This window comes from Sphingomonas paludis (assembly GCF_053502515.1).
In genome coordinates this window covers 408,995-429,621 of sequence record NZ_CP187558.1, presented here as the reverse complement: position 1 = coordinate 429,621, position 20,627 = coordinate 408,995, and the positions used below count along the sequence as shown (strand labels likewise).

Here is a 20,627-nt window from a genome sequence, read left to right as displayed (position 1 = left end):
TCGAAGGTGAAGCACTGGCAGGCAAGTCTGGCCGCAACCGGCCTGATCGTCGCGGTCGCTGCGGCGGCGATGGCACAGGACAAGCCCGGTTTCCGGGATACGCCCATGCTGCCCGACGGCAAATGGCGCGTCCACGATCCCGACCGGCCGGCCCCGGCCGTGGTGACCCCCGGCCCGTCGGTCGGGGCCGCCCCGTCCGATGCCACCGTGCTGTTCGACGGCACGTCGATGGATGCCTGGACGACGACCGGCGTGCCCTGGCTGATGCGCGACGGGGTGCTGACGGTGCCGCCCCGCGTCGGCGGCAAGGACAGCACGCTGATCAGCAAGCAGGGCTTCGGCGATGTCCAGCTTCACCTCGAGTTCCGCTCGCCCAACCCGCCGGAGCGTACGTCGCAGGACCGCGGCAACAGCGGCATCTCGTTCATGCAGCGCTACGAGGTGCAGATCCTCGACGCTTATCAGAACCCGACCTATGCCGATGGCACGGTGGGGGCCATCTATGGCTGGAAACCGCCACTGGTGAATCCGTCGCGGCCGCCGGGCCAATGGCAAAGCTATGACATCGTCTTTGAACGCCCCCGGTTCGATGCGGCGGGCAAGGTCGAACGCCCTGCCTATGTCACCGTGTTCCTGAACGGCGTGCTGGTCCAGCACCGCCAGCGGATGCTGGGCACGACGGTGTGGCGCAAGGTCGCTACCTATGAACCCCATGGCGATTCGCTGCCCATCCAGCTTCAGGACCATGATTCGCCGGTATCGTTCCGCAACATCTGGGTCCGCCCGCTGACCCTGGACGAGGCTGGCGAATGAGCGGCGCGATCCCAAGGCTGCGCTACGGCATGGTCGGCGGCGGGGAGGGGGCGTTCATCGGCGCCGTCCACCGCATTGCCGCCGCGATGGACGGCGAATGGGACCTGGTGGCAGGCGCCTTCAGCAGCGATCCGGCGCGCAACGCGCGCTCCGCCGCCGCCGTGCATGTCGCGCCCGACCGCGCCTATGCCACGCTGGATGCGATGCTGGCGGGCGAGCAGGCGCTGCCCGCGGATCAGCGGATGCAGGCGCTGGCCATCGTCACGCCCAACCATCTGCACAAACCGGCGGCCATCGCCGCGCTCGACGCGGGGTTCCACGTCTTTTCCGAAAAGCCGATGGCGCTCAACCTGGCCGAATCGCTGGAGATCGAGGCGGCGGTCGCTCGGTCCGGCCGCCTCTATGCGCTGGCCTTCACCTATAGCGGCTATCCGATGGTGGCAGAGGCCCGGGCGCGGATCGCGCGCGGCGAACTGGGCGCGATCCGGCTGGTCGAGGTGGAATATCTTCAGGGCTGGCTGACCACCGCGATCGATGCCGAGGGTCAGAAACAGGCGGCATGGCGCACCGACCCCGCAATGGCCGGCTTGGGTGGCTGTATCGGCGATATCGGCACCCATGCGTTTCAACTGGCCGAACACATCACCGGCTTGTCGGTCGATGCGGTCAGCGCGCAGCTGAGCATCCATGTGCCCGGCCGCCGGCTGGACGACGATGTCGCGGTGCTCCTGCGGCTGGCGGGCGGGGCCACCGGCACGCTGCGCACCAGCCAGGTTGCGGCGGGCGAGGAAAACGGCCTGCGCATCCGCATCTATGGCGAGCGCGGCGGCATGGAATGGCGACAGATGGAGCCGAACACGCTCGTCATCCGCTGGCACGACCGCCCGGTCGAGATGCTGCGCACGGGCGGCCCGGCGCTCGACCCGCTGGCTGTCGGGCGCCAGCGCACGCCCTCCGGCCATCCGGAGGGGTATCTGGAGGCGTTCGCCAACCTGTACCGCGCATTCGGCCGGTCGATCCATGCCGGGGCGGACACGGTGCCCGCTCCCGGAACGCCCGACTGGTTCCCCGGCATTACCGACGGCATCCGCACCATGAGCTTCGTTCAGGCGGCGGTCGTCAATTCGGCCGGCGACGACAAATGGACCCGGCTCGATGCGGTGCTGGACGCCGCCCGGCAGGGCGGGGGCTGACCGGCCGGCAATCGCCGGTTCAGCGCCGCTGGTCCATAAACCGGGGCTGGACAAGTTTGACGGGCGCCGCTGCGCCCGATGGAGGGAATGAACGCATGAAGGTTAAAGCAATCACCCTGGCCGCCGCCATCGCGGGCGGCGCGGCCGTCGTCGCCCTGACCGGCGGTCACGCCGCCCCCGTGCAAAAGGCCGCGTCGCCCGGTGCCGTCGCCTTTGCCCAGTGCAAGGCGTGCCACAGCCTGGCCAAGGGCGGACCCAATGGCGTCGGCCCCAATCTGCACGGCGTCGTCGGGCGCAAGGCCGCTTCGGTCGCCGGCTATAAATACAGCCCCGCCCTCGCCAAGTCCGGGGTCGTGTGGACTGAAGAGAAACTGGACGCCTATCTGACCAATCCCGCCGGCCTGGTGCCCGGAACCAAGATGGTCACCCGCGTCAACGATCCGGCCAAGCGGGCGGCGCTGATCGCCTATCTCAAGGCCGAAGGGTCGAAATAACCGCCCGGCGCGGCAACGCCGGCATCGATCAGCAAACAAGGAGGGGACGATCATGCAACTGACCCGTCGACAGGCTCTGGCGGCCTCGGCATTTCTTGGCGGCACGGCGGTGGCGGGTGGCCCCGCATTGCTGGCCCAATCCGGCGCGATCAGCGGCATTGGGCTTCAGCTCTACACCGTGCGCGCTGCGTTTCAGAAGGATCCGGTTGCCACGCTGGAACGCGTCGCCAGCATTGGTTACCGCGAGGTCGAATATGGCGGCGGCGGCTATGATCAGCTCGATGCCGCCATGCTGCGCCGGACCCAGGACCGGCTGGGGCTGACCGCACCGTCGATCCACGTCCCCTATGATCAGATGCTGGCAAAGCCGGATGCGGTCGTCGAACGCGCGCGGACGCTCGGCACGCGCCTGCTCGTCATCCCCTATGCCATGCCCGATCAGCGCGCGCCGGAGCCGTGGCGCAAGCTGGTGGCGGATCTCAACCGGTTCGGCGAGCGCGCCCAGCGCGCCGGGATGCAGCTCGCCTATCACAACCATGATTTCGAGTTCACGGTTAAGCATGACGGCAAAAGCCTGATGGACATCCTTCTGGCCGGCACCGACCGTGCGCTGGTCAAGATCGAGCTGGACCTGTTCTGGACCGTGGCAGCGGGCGAGGATGTGATGGCGTGGATCGACCGGCTGGCCGGCAACATCGTGTCGTATCACGTCAAGGACAGGACCACCGACGGCGTGATGGTCAGCGTCGGATCGGGCGCGATCGATTTCGCCGCGATCTTCGCCAAAAACGCCAAGGCGGGAGTCCGCCACCTGTTCGTCGAAAACGACTTTGCGGCACTGCCCTATCGCCCCGACGAATTCGGCAGCGTGGAATACAGCTTTGCCGGGATGAAGCGGCTGGGCTTCTGATCCGGCAGCTCCGTGTCCGGGGGCGGGTCGGCAACGGCGCGTCCCCGGCGGGGCCATCCGCCCGACCTGCCGCCACCGACGCCGGGCAAAAAAATCCCCCGCCCGGCATGACAAGCCGTCGGGGGGATGGTGGCGCGCCCGGAACGATTCGAACGTCCGACCCTCAGATTCGTAGTCTGATGCTCTATCCAGCTGAGCTACGGGCGCGCAATGGAGTGGCGCTGATAGAGGGGGTTTTCGGATGATGCAAGCCCGTTGCGCGGCTTTGGTGCAACGCATAGAGACGGGCCATGGCCCGCCACCCCCTTTCGCCCGGTCTTGCGATCGCGCTGCTGCTGCCGCTGGCCGGGTGCGCCACCACGGGCGGCGATTATCCCAGCCTGCTGCCCCGTCCGGTGGAACAGGGCGGGGTCGCCCGGCCCCGGCCGGCCGATCCTGCGGAACCGGCCGTGCCGGCCGCCGATCCGGCGATCGATTCGGAACTGGCCCGCATCAACCCCGCTTTTGCCGAAGCGCTGGCCGCATTCGATTCGGCGCAGGGCGATGCCGAACGCGCGGTGGCTGCCGCGCGGGGCAGTGCCGCGGGCAGCGACCGCTGGCTGACGGCGCAACTGGCGATCGGTCAGCTCGATCTGCGCCGCGACACCCTGTCCGGGCTGGTGGTCGATCTGGAACGGCTGGACGGCGACCGGGGCATTTCCGGGGCCGCGCCCTATCCGGCGCTTGCCGCCCGCCTGGCCGAGGCGCGGCAGGCGCTGGCCGATCGCCGGGCGCTGATCGCCCGGCTGGAACAGCAGCTGGCACCCGCCGGCTGAACGGTCACTCGTCTGCCAGTTCGGGGTGAAGCGCGTTCAGCACGGGCAGGATCGATGCGTGATCGTCGGTCCACGGCTTGAACGTCGGATAGGGTTTCAGGCCCTCCCACCCCTGGCCGGACAATTGCAGCATCGCCAGCGTCTCGGCACTGGGCGTCAGCGCGATCCAGTCGGATGCGGTCGCCTGTTCCTCGCCCACCCGCGGCACGAACCGCATCCGGGCGGCATACCATCCCTTGCCCCGGATATTCGCCGCGACAACCGGGGCCATCGCCAGATAGCGGTTGGAAATATGCACCAGCAACAGGCCGTCCGGCGCCATGGCGCGGCGATAGGTGGCGAACGCCTCCTGCGTCAGCAGGTGGACGGGCACGGCGTCGGATGAAAACGCGTCCAGCGCGATCACGTCCAGGCTGGCTTCGTCCGCCTCGGCCAGCCGCAGCCGCGCATCGCCCAGCACGATCCGGGCCTGGGGCGCGCACCGCTTCAGGAACGTGAACTTGCCCGAATCGCGCGACAGCTGGACGACGGTCGGGTCGATCTCGAAAAACCGCCACTGCTGGCGGGGCTTGGCATAACAGGCCAGCGTCCCCGTCCCCAGGCCGACGACACCGATCCGCGCATCGGGGCCGTACAGCGCTTCTGCCGCCATCATCGCCTGGCCCACGCCCGATCCGGGCACATAATAGGTGGTCGGCCAGCGCAGCCGCGCCTCGCTGCCCTGCAACTGCACGCCGTGCAGCGTGGTGCCATGGGTCAGTTCGCGGACATAGGGGCTGCGCTGGTTGATCGTATAGACGCCGAAATAGCTGCGGGTGCGGATGTCGCCCGCGATGGACAGGCCGATGGCGTTCCACCCGCCGAACAGGAACAGCGCGCCGCCCAGGATCACCATGAACGGCACCCGCCGCCCGATGACGAACAGCGAAAGCCCGGCCAGCGCCAGGAACCCGACGCCCTCCGGCTTCTTGCCCGGCAACAGCTCGGGCCGATTGAGCCCGATCATCACGATGGCGAACACCGCCGCCGTCACCGCGCCGGTCATCAGCCATTGCCGCCGCTTCGGCCCGCTCCACAGCCGCTCGATCGGATCGAGCAGGAAAATCTGCGGCACCAGCGCCCCTGCGGCCAGGATCAGGATGGGATATTCATAGGTCCAGTCGAACACCACCGGTGCGATCAGCCCGGAAAACACGCCGCCCATCGCGCCGCCCAGCGCCATCACCAGGTAAAATCCGGTCAGCCTGCTGGGTTCGGGGCGCAGCTCGTACATGCGGGCGTGCAGCGCGACCGAAACGACGAACAACAGCCCCAGCGCCATCACCGCATTCAGCACCGGATATTCATGATTGCCCGAAATGATGACGCCGCCGAACATGATCAGCGTGATGGGCGCGCATCGCACGATGATGTCCGCCACCGCCCGCCGGTCGGCAAATGCGACGCTGAAACTCAGCAGGTACAGGCCAAGCGGCATGACCCACAGCAGCGGCACGGCCACGATATCGGTCGTCAGGAACGTCGTCGTCGCCAGCATCAGTCCCGACGGTACCAGCGCCAGTGCCAGCCAGGTCAGGATGCGGCGCGCACCCGGCGCCGTGCCAGGCGCATGGCTTTCGCGCGTCGGCACCGTGCCCCGGGGCAGCATCCGCGCGCACGCCAGCACAAACAGGATCAGCGCGACATAGCCGATCGTCCACAGCCAGCGCTGGCCGGTGATCGGCAGGCTCGGCTCGACCAGCAAAGGATAGGCGAGCAGCCCCCCGAAACTGCCGATGTTCGACGCGGCATAGAGCGCATAGGGGTCCGCCCCGCCGCTGGCGCTGGAAAACCAGCGCTGCATCAGCGGTGCCTGTGCGGATACCGCCAGGAACAGCGGCCCGATCGACGCGATCAACAGGCCCGGCACCCAGATCGCCGGTTCCCCGTCCGCAGGCGGCGTCATCGCCACCAGCCCGATGGGCAGCCACAGGCACGCGCCCGCCAGCACGCCCAGATGGATCGCCGCCTGCCGCCGGACGCCGAACCGGCCCAGCCAGTGGGCATAGCCATATCCGCCCAACAGCAGCGCCTGATAGACCAGCATGGCGCTGTTCCACACCGCCGGCGCACCGCCCAGCCGGGGCAGCGCCATGCGCGCGATCATCGGCTGGACCAGGAACAACAGGAAACTGCCCAGCAGGATCGTGCCGACGAACAGCCATCGCCGCGCCTGGCTGCCCCCGGTGGCCGGGGCCGCCGCGATCTCGGTCGGCGCTTCGCTCACGCGTTCAGCAGCCGCGCGGCATGGAGCGCGTGATAGGTCAGCACACCCGAACAGCCCGCGCGCTTGAACGCCATCAGCGTCTCCAGCACCAATGCGTCGCGGTCCCCCGCGCCCGCCGCTGCCGCCGCCTCGATCATCGCATATTCGCCGCTCACCTGATAGGCGAACACCGGCACCTCGAACCGCTCCTTCACGCGGGTCACGATGTCCAGATAGGGCAGGCCCGGCTTCACCATTACGCTGTCCGCGCCCTCGTCCAGGTCGAGCGCCACTTCGCGCAGCGCTTCTTGCGTATTGGCCGGGTCCATCTGGTATGTCTTCTTGTCGCCCTTCAGTAACCCACGCGAACCCACCGCATCGCGGAACGGCCCGTAAAAGGCCGACGCATATTTGGCGGCATAGCTCATGATCTGGACATTATGATGCCCGCCTTCCTCCAGCGCCGCCCGGATCAGGCCGATGCGCCCGTCCATCATGTCGCTGGGCGCGATCACGTCCGCCCCCGCCGCCGCCTGGTTGAGCGACTGGCCGACGAGCATCTCGGCGGTCGCATCGTTCAGCACATAGCCGGACGCGTCGACCAGCCCGTCATGGCCATGCGCGGTATAGGGGTCCAGCGCGACATCGGTCAGCACGCCCACGTCCGGCACCGCATCCTTGATCGCCCGGATCGCCCGGCACATCAGATTGTCGGGATTGAGCGCCTCGCGCCCATCCGCCGTCCGCAGGTCATGCGGCGTGTTGGGGAACAGCGCGACGCACGGAATCCGCGCCGCCGCCGCTTCCTTCGCACGCGCCACGATCCCGTCCACCGACCAGCGCGACACGCCGGGCAGCGATGCGATCGGCTCCTCCACGCCCGACCCGTCGGTCACGAACAGCGGCCAGATCAGATCGGCCGGGGTCAGCACCGTTTCCGCATGCAGGCGGCGGCTCCAGGGCGCGGATCGGGCGCGGCGCATGCGCAGGGCGGGATAATGGCTCATGGCCGCGGGTTGTGCGGTGCAGGCACCGCAGTGGCAACCCCAAAACCGCCCCGGCCCGCTATCGCCTGGCGCGGGCGTGCGCCTCTGCCCGGTCGAGCAGTTCGGCCAGGTCTTCAGGCGCGATATCGAACGTCTCGCCCATCTCGGCCAGGGCGGCATCGATATCGGCCCGCCCCAGCGTCGGCGGCGGCGGCGGCGGGGCAGGGCGGTGGGGCCAGCGGTTGCGGGTGGCAAGCCGGTGGAACGCCCACCCGATCGCCACCATCGAGGCGCTGTTGACCAGCACCAGCAGGGGAAAGGCCAACCCTGCCGCCATCACCGCCTGTCCCCCGATCACGGCGGTCAGCGCCGAGGCGCCGCCGGGCGGGTGCAGGCTGCGGGTGGCGGACATCAGGATGATCGCGCCGCCCACCGCAATTCCGGCCGCCAGCGCCGGATGCGGCACCATGCCGACCACGCCCAGCCCCCACAGCGCCGACAGCGTGTTCCCCCCGATCACCTGCCATGGCTGGGTCAACGGACTGGTCGGCACGGCATAGATCAGCACCGCGCTCGCCCCCATCGGCGCAACGATCATCGGCAACAGCGTTGGCGACAGGCCAGCCGCACCGCCGATCAACGCGGTCAGCGCAATGCCCAGCGCCGCGCCGATCCCCGCGATCAACCGCTCGCGCTGACCCGCCCCGGCAAGGATGGGCGTGAACCACCGGATCATCGGATGCCCCCTGTCCCAGTTGCAGTTTGCGCAACCGCTGTGCCCAAGCGGCCCTGCAATGGCCAGCCATGGCTGCTTTTGCCTGGGCAAGATCGGGTTTTGCGACGAAGAAGAAAGACCGCCGGCCTTCCTGCCCCTCGGCGCTTTGACGCCCGCGCGCGCCGCGCTAGGACAGGGGCATGGACCCCGCTCCGCTATCCGTCGGCCTGATCGGCTATGGCTTTGCCGGCAAGACGTTTCACGCCCCCCTGATCGCCGCGACCGACGGCCTCGAACTCGTCGCCATCGCCTCGTCGCGGCCCGAACAGGTGGCGCTGGACCATCCCGGCATGATCGTGGAACCGACGCCCGACGCGCTGATCGCCCGCGCCGACATCGACCTGATCGTCATCGCCAGCCCCAACGAAACCCATGCTCCGCTCGCCCGCGCCGCCATCGCGCGCGGTGCGCATGTCGTCATCGACAAGCCCTTTGCCCTGTCGCTCTACGAGGCGCGCGGCGTGATAGCGGCGGCGGAGGAGGCGGGAGTACACGCCGCCGTGTTCCACAATCGCCGCTGGGACAGCGATTATCTGGGCGTGGTTCAGGCGGTGCGCGACGGCCTGATCGGACGGGTCACCCATGTCGAGGCGCATTTCGATCGTTACCGGCCACAGGTGGTGGATCGCTGGCGGGAACGCGCCGGGCCGGGCGGCGGCATCTGGTACGATCTCGGCCCGCATCTGGCGGATCAGGCGCTGGGCCTGCTCGGCCTGCCCGACACCGTATCCGCCAGCCTGGCCGTCGCCCGCGACGGCGGACAGGCCGACGACTGGGCGCATGCGGTGCTGGATTATGGCGAGGCCCGCGCCGTGCTCCACGCCTCCATGCTGGTTGCCGGGGGTGCGGCGCGCTTCACCGTCCACGGCACCGGCGGCAGCATCGTCAAGGCAGGGATGGACCCGCAGGAGGGCCAGCTGCGCAGCGGCATGACGCCCGGCGAACCGGGATGGGGCCGCGACGACGACCCGCTGGTCTATTTCGGCGGAGAGGGCGAGCCGGTCCACGCCCGCGTCCCCGATGGCGACCAGCGGCGCTTCTATGCCGGGCTGCGCGACGCGATCCGGGGCACCGCGCCCAATCCCGTGCCGCCCGTTCAGGCGCTCGCGGTGATGGCGGTGATCGAGGCGGGGCTGGCCAGCGCACGCGAGGGCCGCGCCGTCCCCCTGCCCCTGACCGAAGCGGAACGCACCGCCTGGGCAGCATCCTGGGGCGAGGATTAAGCGGCCATGCCCAACCGGCCCGTCATTGCGAGCGAAGCGAAACAATCCAGTCCCAGACCTGGATGCGGCTCCGCGCCGCGCTCCCCGTTCCTGCCCCATCAGGGGCGAATCGATGCCACCAACCCCGTTCGTGCTGAGCCTGTCGAAGCACTGTCCTTTCTAAAGGCACAAGCAGCGCACCCATGATCGCCACCCCCGCCTGGCCCCCGCAATCCACCCCGCGCCTGTTCGTCGATCAGCTGCTGGCCGAGGGACTGTCGCTGACCCTAGACGGCAATGCCGCGCATTATCTGGGACAGGTGATGCGGATAGCGCCGGGCGATCCGGTCAAGCTGTTCGACAACCGGACGGGGGAATGGCTCGCCGTCGCCGCCGACGTGGCAAAGCGGCGCGTGACCCTGACCGTCAGCCCGCTGCTCCGCCCGCGCGAACCGGGGCCCGACCTGTGGCTGTGCGCCGCGCCGATCAAGAAGGGGCGGATCGAATGGACGCTCGAAAAGGCGTGCGAGCTGGGCGTCGACCGGATCGTGCCGGTGCTGACCCGGCGCTGCGTCGTCGACAAGCTGAACGCCGAGCGGCTGGGCGCGCATTTGATCGAAGCGGCGGAACAATGCGGCCGCACCGCACTCCCCGCGCTGGACTCGGCAGTGAAGCTGCCCGCACTGCTCCGCGACTGGCCCACGGATCGCCACCTTTTCTTCGCTGACGAAGCAGGCGGCCAACCCGCGCTGGCGGCGATGCAGTCCCGCCCCGGCCCGGCGGCGATCCTGATCGGCCCGGAGGGCGGCTTCGACGACGAGGAACGCACAGCGATCCGCGCCTGTCCGGCGGCGGTCGGCATCACGCTGGGACCGCGCATTCTGCGTGCGGAGACGGCAGCGGCGGCCGCGGTCGGGCTATGGATGGCGGCGGCGGGGGATTGGTAGGAAGGGGAAGGCAGAAGGGGTCAATGACGATGATGGGTGGTGCGCTGCTACCTCTCCCCTTCGTCGCCCCGTGCTCGACACGGGGCTTGGCTGTTCTTCAGCGAAACCGGCAGCGATAGGTTGCGCATGGAAAGGGGCGGCTGGGTCTACATCATGGCAAACCGCTATCGCGGCGGGATGTATGTCGGTGTGACTGCGGACGCACTCGCCCGCGTCTACCAGCATCGCCAGGGGACGGGTTCGCGCCATGTCGCTGACTTTGCCAAGACGCGGCTGGTGTATCTCGAACAGCACGAAACCATCGAAGGCGCCATTGCCCGCGAAAAGCTCGTCAAGAAATGGCGGCGCGAATGGAAGTTTGCGCTGATCGAAGCCGAAAATCCCGAGTGGGATGATCTTTGGGAGCAATGGTTCTCACCCGAGACTGAGCAAAAGTAGCCAAGCCCCGTGTCAAGCACGGGGCGACGAGGAGGAGATGGCAGCTCCGGAAGCGAAACCGACAGGCCGCTCGCATCTGCTCACAGCCCAAAAGATCCTCCCCTGCAGGGGGAGGTGGTGCGAAGCGCCGGAGGGGTGTCACCTTGTCGAAAACGCCTCACCCCTCCGTCAGCGCGTGCCGCGCTGCCACCTCCCCTTGCAGGGGAGGATCTGCCCGTTCGCTCCCGCTACAACCCATCCCGCTCATGCTGAGCTTGTCGAAGCATTGTCCTTCTTGCTGACGGGACCCCGCGTGGACAGAAGGGCAGTGCTTCGACCGGCTCGGCAGCTACCGGCGCGGACAAACCCACAGGCCTCACAAGCCGCTCGCAATGTAGGACTTCGCCTGCTTGGCTCCCCCCATGCGCCGCGCTGCCCGCACCTCCGCTCCGTTCGTCGCCGCACACCCTCGCACCGTCGATGTCCGGCTGCGACGTAGCATCACCTTCGCCACCTTTCGCGAGCATCGCACCCCCTTGGCAAAATCCCGCTGGCGGCCCCATCTAACCCGCACTAGGGGGGCGCGATGAGCACCAAGACGGTTTCGGATAGCAACGCGCCGGTCATTACCGACCGCGCCCAGTTGATCGCTGCCTTTGCCAAGGGCGAAAAGGCAAAGGACCGCTGGCGCATCGGCACCGAGCACGAGAAGTTCGTCTATCGCACCGCCGATCTGCGTGCGCCCGCCTATGACGAACCCGGCGGCATCCGCGACCTGCTGAATGGCCTGACCGAATTCGGCTGGACCCCGATCGAGGAGGGGGGCAACATCATCGCGCTTGCCGGACCCGACGGCAATGTCAGCCTGGAACCGGCGGGGCAGCTGGAACTGTCCGGTGCGCCGCTCGACAATCTGCACCAGACCTGTGCGGAGACCGGCCGCCACCTTGAACAGGTGAAGGCGGTGGGCGACCGGCTGGGTCTCGGCTTCCTGGGTCTCGGCATGTGGCCGGACAAGACCCGAGCCGAGCTGCCGATCATGCCCAAGGGCCGCTATGCGATCATGCTGCGCCATATGCCGCGCGTCGGCTCGCTCGGCCTCGACATGATGCTGCGCACCTGCACCATCCAGACCAACCTGGATTATGCAAGCGAAGCGGACATGGTGCAGAAGTTCCGCGTGTCGCTGGCGCTGCAACCGCTGGCGACCGCGCTGTTCGCCAATTCGCCGTTCACCGAGGGCAAGCCCAACGGCTTCCTGTCTTATCGCAGCCATATCTGGTCCGATACCGATCCGGCGCGCACGGGGATGCTGCCCTTCGTGTTTCAGGATGGCTTCGGATACGAGCGGTACGCCGATTACGCCCTCGATGTGCCGATGTACTTCGTCTATCGCGACGGTCGCTATATCGACGCGGCGGGCCTCAGCTTCCGCGATTTCCTGCGCGGCGAATTGTCCGTCCTGCCGGGCGAATTGCCGACGACGGACGACTGGAACGACCATCTGTCGACCGCCTTTCCCGAAGTTCGGCTCAAGAGCTTCCTGGAGATGCGCGGCGCGGACGGCGGGCCATGGGGCCGCATCTGCGCGCTGCCCGCGCTCTGGGTCGGCCTGCTATACGATCAGGGCGCGCTCGATGCGGCATGGGATCTGGTCAAGGGCTGGAGCATCGAGGATCGCCAGACGCTGCGCGACTCGGTGCCCAAACTGGGCCTGAACGCGCCGTTGCCCGGTGGCCGCACCCTGCGCGACATTGCGGGCGCGGTGCTCGATATCGCCCATGCCGGGCTGTCCGCACGGGCGCGGATCGACGCGGGCGGCAGCGACGAGACTGGGTTCCTCGATCCGCTGCGCGACATCGTCCGCCGGGGCAAGGTACCGGCGGAACAGCTGCTGGAACGGTACAAGGGCGCCTGGGACGAGGATGTCTGCGCGCTCTACCGCGACAATCGCTTCTGACCGGTCAGGCGGCCACCGCCTCCGCCGGCTCGGTCTCCTCGATCCAGCCGCCGCCCAGCACGCGGTCGCCGCGATACAGGACCGCCGCCTGGCCGGGCGACACGCCATATTCGGGCGCGTCGAAGATCACCCGGTCGCCGGTCAGCCGCCCCGGCACGGGCTTTGCCATCGACCGGACCTTGACCATCGCCGGGCCGTCATTGTCCCCGGCCAGCCAGTTGATGCCCGAAATCCGCGCCGCACCCACCGCCAGCGCGCTGCGCGGCCCGACCACGACCCGCGCCGTCTCCGCATCGACCGACAGGACGTACAGCGGCTCGGGACTGCCGCCGATCTCCAGCCCACGCCGCTGGCCGACGGTGAAATGGATGATGCCGCGATGTTCGCCCAGCACCCGGCCCGCCCGGTCGACAATCTCGCCACCGCGCACCGCATCGGGCCGCAGCTTTTTAACCAGCGTGGCATAGTCGCCGTCGGGCACGAAACAGATGTCCTGGCTGTCCGGCTTGCCCGCCACGCCAAGCCCCAGTTCGGCGGCAAGGGCGCGCACCGCGGGCTTTTCCATCCCGCCCAGTGGAAAGCGGAGGTAATCGAGCTGGTCCTGAGTCGTGGCGAACAGGAAATAGCTCTGATCCCGCGCCGGATCGACCGCGCGGTGCAGCTCCGCGCCGCCCGGCCCCATCACGCGCCGAACATAATGCCCCGTCGCCAGGCAATCCGCGCCCAGGTCCCGCGCCACCTTGAACAGGTCGGTGAACTTCGGCCCCATATTGCATTTGACGCAAGGGATGGGGGTTCGCCCCGCCAGATATTCTTCGGCGAAATCGTCGATCACCTGCTCGCGAAAACTCGATTCGTGATCCAGGACATAGTGCGCGATGGCCAGCCGGTCGCACACCGCGCGGGCATCGCGGATGTCCCGGCCAGCGCAGCAACTGCCCGCCCGGCCCACCGCCTCGCCATGATCGTATAGCTGCAGCGTCACGCCGATCACCTCGGCCCCCGTCCGTGCGGCCAGCGCGGCGACGACCGACGAATCGACTCCGCCCGACATGGCGACGACGATGCGGCGGGCGCTGGCGGGACCGGCAAGCTGAAACAGATCAAGCGACATGATTGCGGCAGATAGGGGCTGTGGCGCGACGATGCAAAAGCTGGATCGGTTGCCTTTACCCGGCTTTCAGAACTGCCGGGTTACACACGGCAAATGGTACTGCGTGATCCGCCCCCTTTGTCCGGTGACCCGAAATGGCTGCGGATCCAGCGTTCTCGGCTCGATGCGGCCGATGTCCCCGATTTCGCCATTCTGCTGGTCGGCATCGTCAGTCGTCAGGCGGCCAGCCCGACCGCGCGGGTCCAGGCCCGTCTGGCCGCGCCGGTCAGCCGCAACAAGCTGCGTCCTGCCGATGGCCGGTTCGCGGGTCGGCGGGCGGCTGCTGCTCCGCTGCCCGCCGGTCCGGGGGTGGGGCGGGCGCGCCCAGATGTGAATACCGCATTTACCCTGCCGTTTCAGTCCATGTTCAAGTCCGTGGCCTAAAGGTCGTTCTAGTATTTGAGAGGGGGGCCCCCCGCCCCCGATCGAGGGTGTATGATCGAGAACCAGAAGATAAGGCCGGCCAAAGTCATCGGTCCCCTCGGGGAACCGCTGACGCTGGATACCCTGCCGCCGCCCAATACGACGCGCTGGGTCGTGCGTCGCAAGGCCGAAGTGGTCGCCGCCGTCAATGGCGGGTTGTTGACCGTTGACGAGGTGTGCGAACGCTACAGCCTGACCGTCGAGGAATTCGCCGCGTGGCAGCGTGCGATCGACCGGGTCGGAATGCCCGGCCTGCGCGTCACCCGCATCCAGCATTATCGGTCGCTGTACGAACGCCAGCAGAAATTCTGAAACCGGTCATCGCCGGTTCCGCACGGCCCGTCCCCGGCGCATCCCGGGGGCGGGCCGTTTCCGTTTCGATCAATCAGCGGAACAAAGCCCGCGCAAAGGCGTCCTAGTCCCCGAAGACCAGCCGCGATGGCGGGTCAGACTGTTCAGGAGGGACGGGAAATGGGTATCATTATCGCCATCATCGTCGGCGGCGTCATTGGCTGGCTGGCGAGCATCGTCATGCGCACGGATGCGCAGCAGGGCATCCTGCTCAACATCGTCGTCGGCATCATCGGATCGTTCATCGGCAACATCGTCGGAGGTCTGTTCGGTTCGGGCGCGACTCTGACGACGTTCAGCGCCGTGGGCCTGCTCTGGTCGTTCATCGGTGCCTGCATCCTGCTGGCGCTGATCAACCTGGCGCGTCGCGGCCGGGTCCGGTAACCCGCGATACGTCAGCGTGATACGCGGTTCGGGGCGGCGGTGCGATGGGCACCGCCGCCCTTTTCCGTTATTTCAATACGAATCGCACATTCACGGTCACACCGACCGCCTGTTCGCCCGGTGCGATCTTAGTGGCGCTGTCCGCTTCCATCCGGGCCATCAGCACGGGGACCGGTCCGGGCATGCCGGCTCCGCCCTCGCTGATCGACACGATCCGGTCGACCGACAACCCGGCGGCACGCGCATAGAGTTCGGCACGGGCACGGGCACGGCGAATCGCGTCGACGCGCGCCTCGTCCATCGCCGAATCCATCGCATCGATGGTCAGGGTCGGTCCGTCGATCGAATTGACCCCCTGAGTAGCCAGCGCATCCAGCGCGGCTCCAGCGCGGGCCACGTCGCGCAGTCGCAGCGTCAGCGTGTTGGTCGCCTGATACCCGGTGATGACCGGGGGCTGACCCTCTGCATATCGATATTGCGGCTGCAAATTGATCTGCGCGGTCTGCACGTCGCGTTCGGCAATCCCCAGCCGCTTGATCGCCGCCATCACCGAAGCCATTCGCTCTGCATTGGCCTTCAGCGCGGCAGCGGCATTGGCGTCCTGTGTCACCACACCCGCGCGGATCACCGCGATATCGGGCGTCCGGGTCACCTGACCCTCGGCCACGATGTCCAGAAGCGCACCGTCGGTCATCACCAGCGGGGCGGCCTGCTGGGCTCCGGCGGCGGCGGGCAGTCCCGCCATGGCCAGGCCGAGCGCGATCGGAACGGAACGGTTCATTGATATCCTCCTGAACGGTCCGAAAATGTCCGGCACCGCTGGCTGGCGATCTAGGGCCGGGATGCACAACCGGCGATGAACGTCGCGCACTGCTGTATGCGCGATTTGGGTAAAGCCGCACATTGTCCTTTGCGCATGTCGCAGTGCAGGATATGGCCTTTCCTGCTGGATTTGGCCAAGAAATGCCTGCTTGAGCCAGGTGATATGTTCATATAATACAGCGCTGGACGGACTGGCCTGCTGGGGGGCCAAGCAGGGAAGTACGGGATGAATTTCGACACACGCACGACGGCGGACGATGCGGCACCCTATCTGATCGGCGACGATGCGCCGCGCAGCCGGCGGCGCCGCTGGATCATCATGGGCGTGATCGCAGCGATCGTCGCAGTCGTGGTTGCGGTCCTGGCGATGAGCGGGGGCACGCCGGACGGGGCCGACAAGGCGCCGGCGGCAAAGGAGGGCGCCGATCGCGGGGCGGCGGGTTCCGGTTCGATCCCGACGATCAGCGTCGTGGTTCCCGGCACCCAGACCGTTGCCTCCGTCGTGACCGGCACCGGATCGATCGCCGCACGGCGTGAGATGCCGGTGGGCGTCGCGGGCGAGGGCGGGCTGGTGACGCGCGTGCTGGTCGACGCGGGCGAATGGGTCGCCGCCGGTCAGGTGCTGGCCAGCGTCGACCGCTCGGTTCAGGCGCAGACGGCCGAATCGCTGGCGGCGCAGGTGCGGGTAGCCCGCGCCGATGCTCAATTGGCCCAGGCCGAACTGGACCGGGCGCTGCAATTGGTGGATCGCGGTTTCATTTCCAAGGCCGATATCGACCGCCGCACCGCCACGCGCGATTCTGCGGTCGCGCGGGTGCGCGTGGCCGAAGCGCAACTCGCAGAGGCGCGCGCCCGCAACGGCCGGCTGGATATCCGCGCACCCGCCGCAGGTCTGGTCCTGTCGCGCAGTGTCGAGCCGGGGCAGATCGTCTCCGGCGGCAGCGGCGTGCTGTTCCGCATGGCTCAGGGTGGCCAGATGGAAATGCAGGTCCGCCTGGCCGAGTCCGATCTGGCGCGCATCACGGTCGGATCGTCTGCGGAAGTGACGCCGGTCGGCGGCGAACGCAGTTTCCGGGGGGAGGTGTGGCAGGTCTCCCCCGTCGTCGATCCGCAGACGCGCCAGGGCATTGCCCGGGTCGCGCTCGCCTATGACCGCGCGCTGCGGCCGGGCGGCTTTGCGACGGCCCGCGTGCAATCGGGGGCCAATGTCGCGCCGCGCCTGCCGCAATCGGCCGTGCTCAGCGATTCGCGTGGCAACTACGTCTATGTCGTCGATGCCCAGAATACCGTCGTGCGCCGCGATGTGCGCACGGGCGCGGTTTCGGACGACGGGGTGATGATTGCCGACGGGCTATCCGGCACGGAACGGGTCGTGGTAAGTGCAGGCGCGTTCCTCAATCCGGGGCAAAAGGTCAATCCGCAGGCGGCGGCGGCCAAATAGCGGCACCGGGTCGATCGGTTGAACAGTTGGATTACGGGAAATTGGCATGAGCTTTCGCAACATTTCGGCCTGGTCGATCCGCAATCCGATGCCGCCGATCGTCCTGTTCCTGGCGCTGACCATCGCCGGGATCATGGCGTTCATGCGGATGGACGTGAACAACCAGCCGGATATCGACTTTCCCGTGGTCTGGGTATCGATCAGCCAGCCGGGTGCCGCGCCCAGCGAACTGGAAACGCAGATCACCCAGCGGGTCGAAGCCGCCGTCCGCAACCTTCAGGGCATCGACCAGCTTGAATCCAACGTGACGGAGGGCAACAGCGCGACCGTCATCCAGCTCGACATCGGCACGCCGATCGACCGCGCGGTCAGCGACGTGCGCGATGCCGTGGCGCAGATCCGGGGCGACCTGCCCGACGGCATCCTCGAGCCCGTGGTCGGTCGCGCAAATACGACGGATCAGGAAATCGCGACCTTTACCGCGACCGGCACCGACATGACGCTGGAACAGCTGTCCTGGTATGTCGACAACACCGTCGCCAACGAACTGCTCAGCATCGACGGCCTGTCGGGCGTGGAGCGGATCGGCGGGGTCAACCGCGAAATCCGGGTGATCCTGGACCTTCCCAAGATCCAGTCGCTCGGCCTGACCGCCAGCCAGATCAACCAGCAGCTGCGTCAGGTCAATCTGAACGCCGCCGGTGGCCGGACAGAGATTTCGGGCAGCGAACAATCGGTCCGCGTGCTCGGCAATGCGGCCGATGCCGTCGGTCTGGCGAACACCATGATCGCCATCGGCGGTGGCCGGACCGTGCGGCTGGGCGATGTCGCCAAGGTGCAGGATCTCTATGCCGAACAGCGCAGCCTGGCCGAATATAACGGTCGCCAGGTGCTGTCCTTCAACATCAAGCGGGCCAAGGGCGCGTCCGACGTGACCGTGTTCCACGAGGCCGAAAAGAAGCTGAAGGCGCTGACCGAGCGCAATCCCGAGGTATCGTTCAACGTGCTGTTCAATTCGGTGAAATACACCGAATCGCAGTATGAATCGGCAATGACCGCGATGATCGAGGGCGCGGTGCTGGCCGTGGTCGTCGTGTTCCTGTTCCTGCGCGACTGGCGGGCGACGATCATCTCGGCACTTGCCATCCCGCTGTCGGCCATCCCCAGCTTCTGGTTCATGGACCTGCTGGGCTTCACGCTCAACAACATGACCCTGCTGGCGCTCAGCCTGGTGGCGGGCGTGCTGGTCGACGATGCGATCGTAGAGATCGAGAATATCGTCCGGCACATGCGCATGGGCAAGTCGGCCTATCAGGCGTCGATCGACGCGGCGGACGAGATCGGCGTCGCGGTGCTGGCCACGACCATGTCGATCGTCGCGGTGTTCCTGCCCGTCGGCCTGATGCCGGGCATTTCCGGGCAGTTCTTCAAGAATTTCGGCTTGACCGTCGTTGCGTCGGTGCTGATGAGCCTGGTCGTCGCGCGCATGCTGACGCCGATGATCGCTGCCTATTTCCTGAAGGCCAAGGGGCATCATGTGCACGGCGAAGGGCCGCTGGTCGACCTGTACATGCGCGTGCTTGGCTGGACCCTGCGGCACCGCTGGTCCGCAATCGTCGGCGGCGCCGTCGCCTTCGTCCTGACCGTCTATCTCGCGGCAGGCGGCCCGCTCCAGTTCACCTTCCAGCCCAATCAGGATCAGGACGACATCTCGATCAACGTCGAGATGGTTCCCGGCACCAGCCTGTCGCAGACCAAGGCAGTGATCGACCGCGTGGTGTCCGTGATCGCCAAGCGCGACGATGCGGTGGCCAGCGTCTATTCTCGCACCTTTGTCGGCAATGGCCGCGTCGTCGCCATTCTGAAGGACCGGCCGACCGCGTGGGAAAGCTTCAAGGCCAGCGTGCTGGGTGACGAAAGCGCGACGGCCGGCAAGCGCATCATCACCAGCACGGTGTTCGAACAACAGATCGCGCCCCTGTTGACCAGCATCCCCGATGCGCGCGTCAACGTCCGTGCACAGGGCGGCTGGGGTGGCAGCGGCCGGGCGGTGTCCATCGTCCTGGGCGGCGAAGACCCGCAACTGCTGTACAAGACCGCGCTGACCATCGTCGAACAGATGGAAAAGCTGCCCGAAGTGGCCTCGCCGCGCATCACCGGCGACCTGCAGCGGCCGGAAATCCTGATCGAACCGCGCACGGCGCTGGCCGCCGATCTGGGCGTCACCACGGCCGCACTGTCCAATGCCATCCGCATTGCGACGCTTGGCGACATCGACCAGAACAGCGCTCGCTTCTCGCTGGCCGACCGGCAAATCCCGATCCGCGTCGTCCTGGCCGAAAGCGCACGGGCGGAACTGGAAACGCTGCGCAACCTGCCCGTGCCGACGCAGACCGGCGGGTCGGTGCCGCTGGGCGTCGTCGCCGACATCCGCTTCGGTGCGGGGCCGACCCGCATCGACCGGCTGAACCAGAAGCGCCGCCTGGTGATCGGCGCTGATCTCGGCACCGATCCCAAGACCGGCAAACCCTTTGTCATGGGTGCCGCCATGGCCAAGATCGATCAGCTGCCCGCCATGCGCGATCTGCCCATCGGCGTCGGCAAGCTGGAGGTCGGCCAGGCCAAATGGCAGGGTGAAATGCTCAACAATTTCATCGTCGCCCTGGTGTCCGGCATCTTCCTGGTCTTTGCGGTGCTGATGCTCCTGTACCGCCGGATCATGGCCCCGATGGTCAATCTGGGTTCGCTGCTGCTGGCGCCGCTCGGCGGGCTGATCGGGCTGGTCATCACCGGCAATCCGATTTCCATGCCGGTGTTGATCGGGATGCTGATGCTCCTGGGCATCGTTGCCAAGAACTCGATCCTGCTGATCGATTTCGCGCTCGAGGAAATGGAAAAGGGCGTCGACAAGTTCAGCGCGATCATGGACGCCGGGCACAAGCGGGCACAGCCGATCGTGATGACCACCGTCGCCATGGTCGCGGGCATGGTGCCGACCGCCCTGTCGCTGAACGGCGACGGATCGTGGCGCGCGCCGATGGGCATCACGGTCATCGGCGGCCTGACCCTGTCGACCGTGCTGACGCTGGTGATCGTGCCAGCGACGTTCAGCCTGGCGCTCGGTTTCGAACGCTGGGTCGGCCCGCGTCTGTCCCGCCGCCTGCTCACCTATCGCCCCGGCGATGACGGTCGCCCGGTCACGCCGGCCATCGATCATCAGCCCGGCGGCCGGATCGGTTACCAGGACGGGGACGGCCCGGTTCAGCCCGCGGAGTGAACCATCCGCCGGATGGGGC

Annotated in this window: 19 protein-coding genes and 1 tRNA gene; 14 read left to right on the top strand and 6 right to left on the bottom strand. The window is 67.5% G+C overall.

Translation table 11 applies throughout. The features are described 5' to 3' along the window. Positions 1-6 precede the first annotated feature (6 nt). The 4 genes from ACPVPU_RS01995 (at position 7) to ACPVPU_RS01980 (ending at position 3,410) form a co-directional block, all read left to right on the top strand. The gene (locus tag ACPVPU_RS01995; RefSeq protein WP_448659253.1) at positions 7-813 is read left to right on the top strand and encodes a 3-keto-disaccharide hydrolase; all 807 of its coding nucleotides are present in this window, start codon (positions 7-9) and stop codon (positions 811-813) included. After that, positions 810-2,006: a Gfo/Idh/MocA family protein gene (locus tag ACPVPU_RS01990; protein ID WP_448659252.1), complete on the top strand. Its 1,197-nt coding sequence runs from the start codon at positions 810-812 to the stop codon at positions 2,004-2,006. Before ACPVPU_RS01995 ends, ACPVPU_RS01990 begins: the two co-directional genes overlap by 4 nt. 95 nt (positions 2,007-2,101) lie before the next feature. Beyond that, positions 2,102-2,500, top strand: a complete 399-nt coding sequence (locus tag ACPVPU_RS01985) for a c-type cytochrome (protein WP_448659251.1) — start codon at positions 2,102-2,104, stop codon at positions 2,498-2,500. A 52-nt stretch (positions 2,501-2,552) separates the two neighbouring features. Beyond that, positions 2,553-3,410, top strand: coding sequence for a sugar phosphate isomerase/epimerase family protein (locus tag ACPVPU_RS01980; RefSeq protein ID WP_448659250.1), 858 nt, complete (start codon positions 2,553-2,555; stop codon positions 3,408-3,410). A gap of 130 nt (positions 3,411-3,540) precedes the next feature. On the opposite strand, the gene ACPVPU_RS01975 is transcribed toward ACPVPU_RS01980, so the two are convergent. Then, positions 3,541-3,617, bottom strand: a tRNA-Arg gene (locus ACPVPU_RS01975). Between the two features lie 83 nt (positions 3,618-3,700). On the opposite strand from ACPVPU_RS01975, the gene ACPVPU_RS01970 reads away from it, so the two are divergent. Then, a complete protein-coding gene (locus ACPVPU_RS01970; protein ID WP_448659249.1) occupies positions 3,701-4,225 on the top strand; it encodes a hypothetical protein in 525 nt (174 codons plus the stop codon). Between the two features lie 4 nt (positions 4,226-4,229). On the opposite strand, the gene ACPVPU_RS01965 is transcribed toward ACPVPU_RS01970, so the two are convergent. The 3 genes from ACPVPU_RS01965 to ACPVPU_RS01955 are packed head-to-tail and all read right to left on the bottom strand — an operon-like array spanning position 4,230 to position 8,192. Next, positions 4,230-6,491, bottom strand: a complete 2,262-nt coding sequence (locus ACPVPU_RS01965; RefSeq protein WP_448659248.1) for a fused MFS/spermidine synthase — start codon at positions 6,489-6,491, stop codon at positions 4,230-4,232. Further along, positions 6,488-7,477 carry a porphobilinogen synthase gene (hemB, locus tag ACPVPU_RS01960; protein WP_448659247.1) on the bottom strand — a complete coding sequence of 330 codons (990 nt, stop codon included), beginning with the start codon at positions 7,475-7,477 and terminating at the stop codon, positions 6,488-6,490. Before hemB ends, ACPVPU_RS01965 begins: the two co-directional genes overlap by 4 nt. A 58-nt stretch (positions 7,478-7,535) precedes the next feature. Beyond that, positions 7,536-8,192, bottom strand: a complete 657-nt coding sequence (locus ACPVPU_RS01955; RefSeq protein WP_448659246.1) for an HPP family protein — start codon at positions 8,190-8,192, stop codon at positions 7,536-7,538. 179 nt (positions 8,193-8,371) lie between these two features. Between ACPVPU_RS01955 and ACPVPU_RS01950 the strand changes: the two genes are divergently transcribed. The 4 genes from ACPVPU_RS01950 (at position 8,372) to ACPVPU_RS01935 (ending at position 12,757) form a co-directional block, all read left to right on the top strand. Beyond that, positions 8,372-9,454 carry an oxidoreductase gene (locus tag ACPVPU_RS01950; protein ID WP_448659245.1) on the top strand — a complete coding sequence of 361 codons (1,083 nt, stop codon included), beginning with the start codon at positions 8,372-8,374 and terminating at the stop codon, positions 9,452-9,454. Positions 9,455-9,636: 182 nt separating this feature from the next. Continuing rightward, a complete protein-coding gene (locus tag ACPVPU_RS01945) occupies positions 9,637-10,380 on the top strand; it encodes a 16S rRNA (uracil(1498)-N(3))-methyltransferase (protein ID WP_448659244.1) in 744 nt (247 codons plus the stop codon). A gap of 126 nt (positions 10,381-10,506) precedes the next feature. Beyond that, on the top strand, positions 10,507-10,818 hold the full coding sequence (locus ACPVPU_RS01940) for a GIY-YIG nuclease family protein (protein ID WP_448659243.1): 312 nt from the start codon (positions 10,507-10,509) through the stop codon (positions 10,816-10,818). A 565-nt stretch (positions 10,819-11,383) separates the two neighbouring features. Next, complete coding sequence (locus ACPVPU_RS01935; RefSeq protein ID WP_448659242.1) at positions 11,384-12,757, top strand: glutamate--cysteine ligase; 1,374 nt, start codon at positions 11,384-11,386, stop codon at positions 12,755-12,757. A gap of 4 nt (positions 12,758-12,761) precedes the next feature. On the opposite strand, the gene mnmA is transcribed toward ACPVPU_RS01935, so the two are convergent. Beyond that, positions 12,762-13,871 (bottom strand): tRNA 2-thiouridine(34) synthase MnmA, encoded by a 1,110-nt coding sequence (gene mnmA, locus ACPVPU_RS01930; protein ID WP_448659241.1) that lies wholly within the window; start codon positions 13,869-13,871, stop codon positions 12,762-12,764. Positions 13,872-13,964: 93 nt separating this feature from the next. On the opposite strand from mnmA, the gene ACPVPU_RS01925 reads away from it, so the two are divergent. The 3 genes from ACPVPU_RS01925 to ACPVPU_RS01915 all read left to right on the top strand — a co-directional run bounded on the left by ACPVPU_RS01925 (position 13,965) and on the right by ACPVPU_RS01915 (position 15,068). Beyond that, positions 13,965-14,294, top strand: coding sequence for a hypothetical protein (locus ACPVPU_RS01925; protein ID WP_448659240.1), 330 nt, complete (start codon positions 13,965-13,967; stop codon positions 14,292-14,294). 51 nt (positions 14,295-14,345) lie between these two features. Further along, positions 14,346-14,645, top strand: a complete 300-nt coding sequence (gene sciP / locus ACPVPU_RS01920; RefSeq protein ID WP_448659239.1) for a CtrA inhibitor SciP — start codon at positions 14,346-14,348, stop codon at positions 14,643-14,645. 159 nt (positions 14,646-14,804) lie between these two features. Then, positions 14,805-15,068 (top strand): GlsB/YeaQ/YmgE family stress response membrane protein, encoded by a 264-nt coding sequence (locus ACPVPU_RS01915; protein ID WP_448659238.1) that lies wholly within the window; start codon positions 14,805-14,807, stop codon positions 15,066-15,068. Positions 15,069-15,135: 67 nt separating this feature from the next. Here the strand turns inward: ACPVPU_RS01915 and ACPVPU_RS01910 are convergent, their stop codons facing one another. After that, positions 15,136-15,849 (bottom strand): SIMPL domain-containing protein, encoded by a 714-nt coding sequence (locus ACPVPU_RS01910; RefSeq protein ID WP_448659237.1) that lies wholly within the window; start codon positions 15,847-15,849, stop codon positions 15,136-15,138. A gap of 267 nt (positions 15,850-16,116) precedes the next feature. Between ACPVPU_RS01910 and ACPVPU_RS01905 the strand changes: the two genes are divergently transcribed. Next, a complete protein-coding gene (locus ACPVPU_RS01905; RefSeq protein ID WP_448659236.1) occupies positions 16,117-17,331 on the top strand; it encodes an efflux RND transporter periplasmic adaptor subunit in 1,215 nt (404 codons plus the stop codon). Positions 17,332-17,377: 46 nt separating this feature from the next. After that, entirely contained in the window at positions 17,378-20,608 is a 3,231-nt protein-coding gene (locus tag ACPVPU_RS01900; RefSeq protein ID WP_448659235.1) for an efflux RND transporter permease subunit, read from the top strand. Positions 20,609-20,627: the final 19 nt, after the last annotated feature.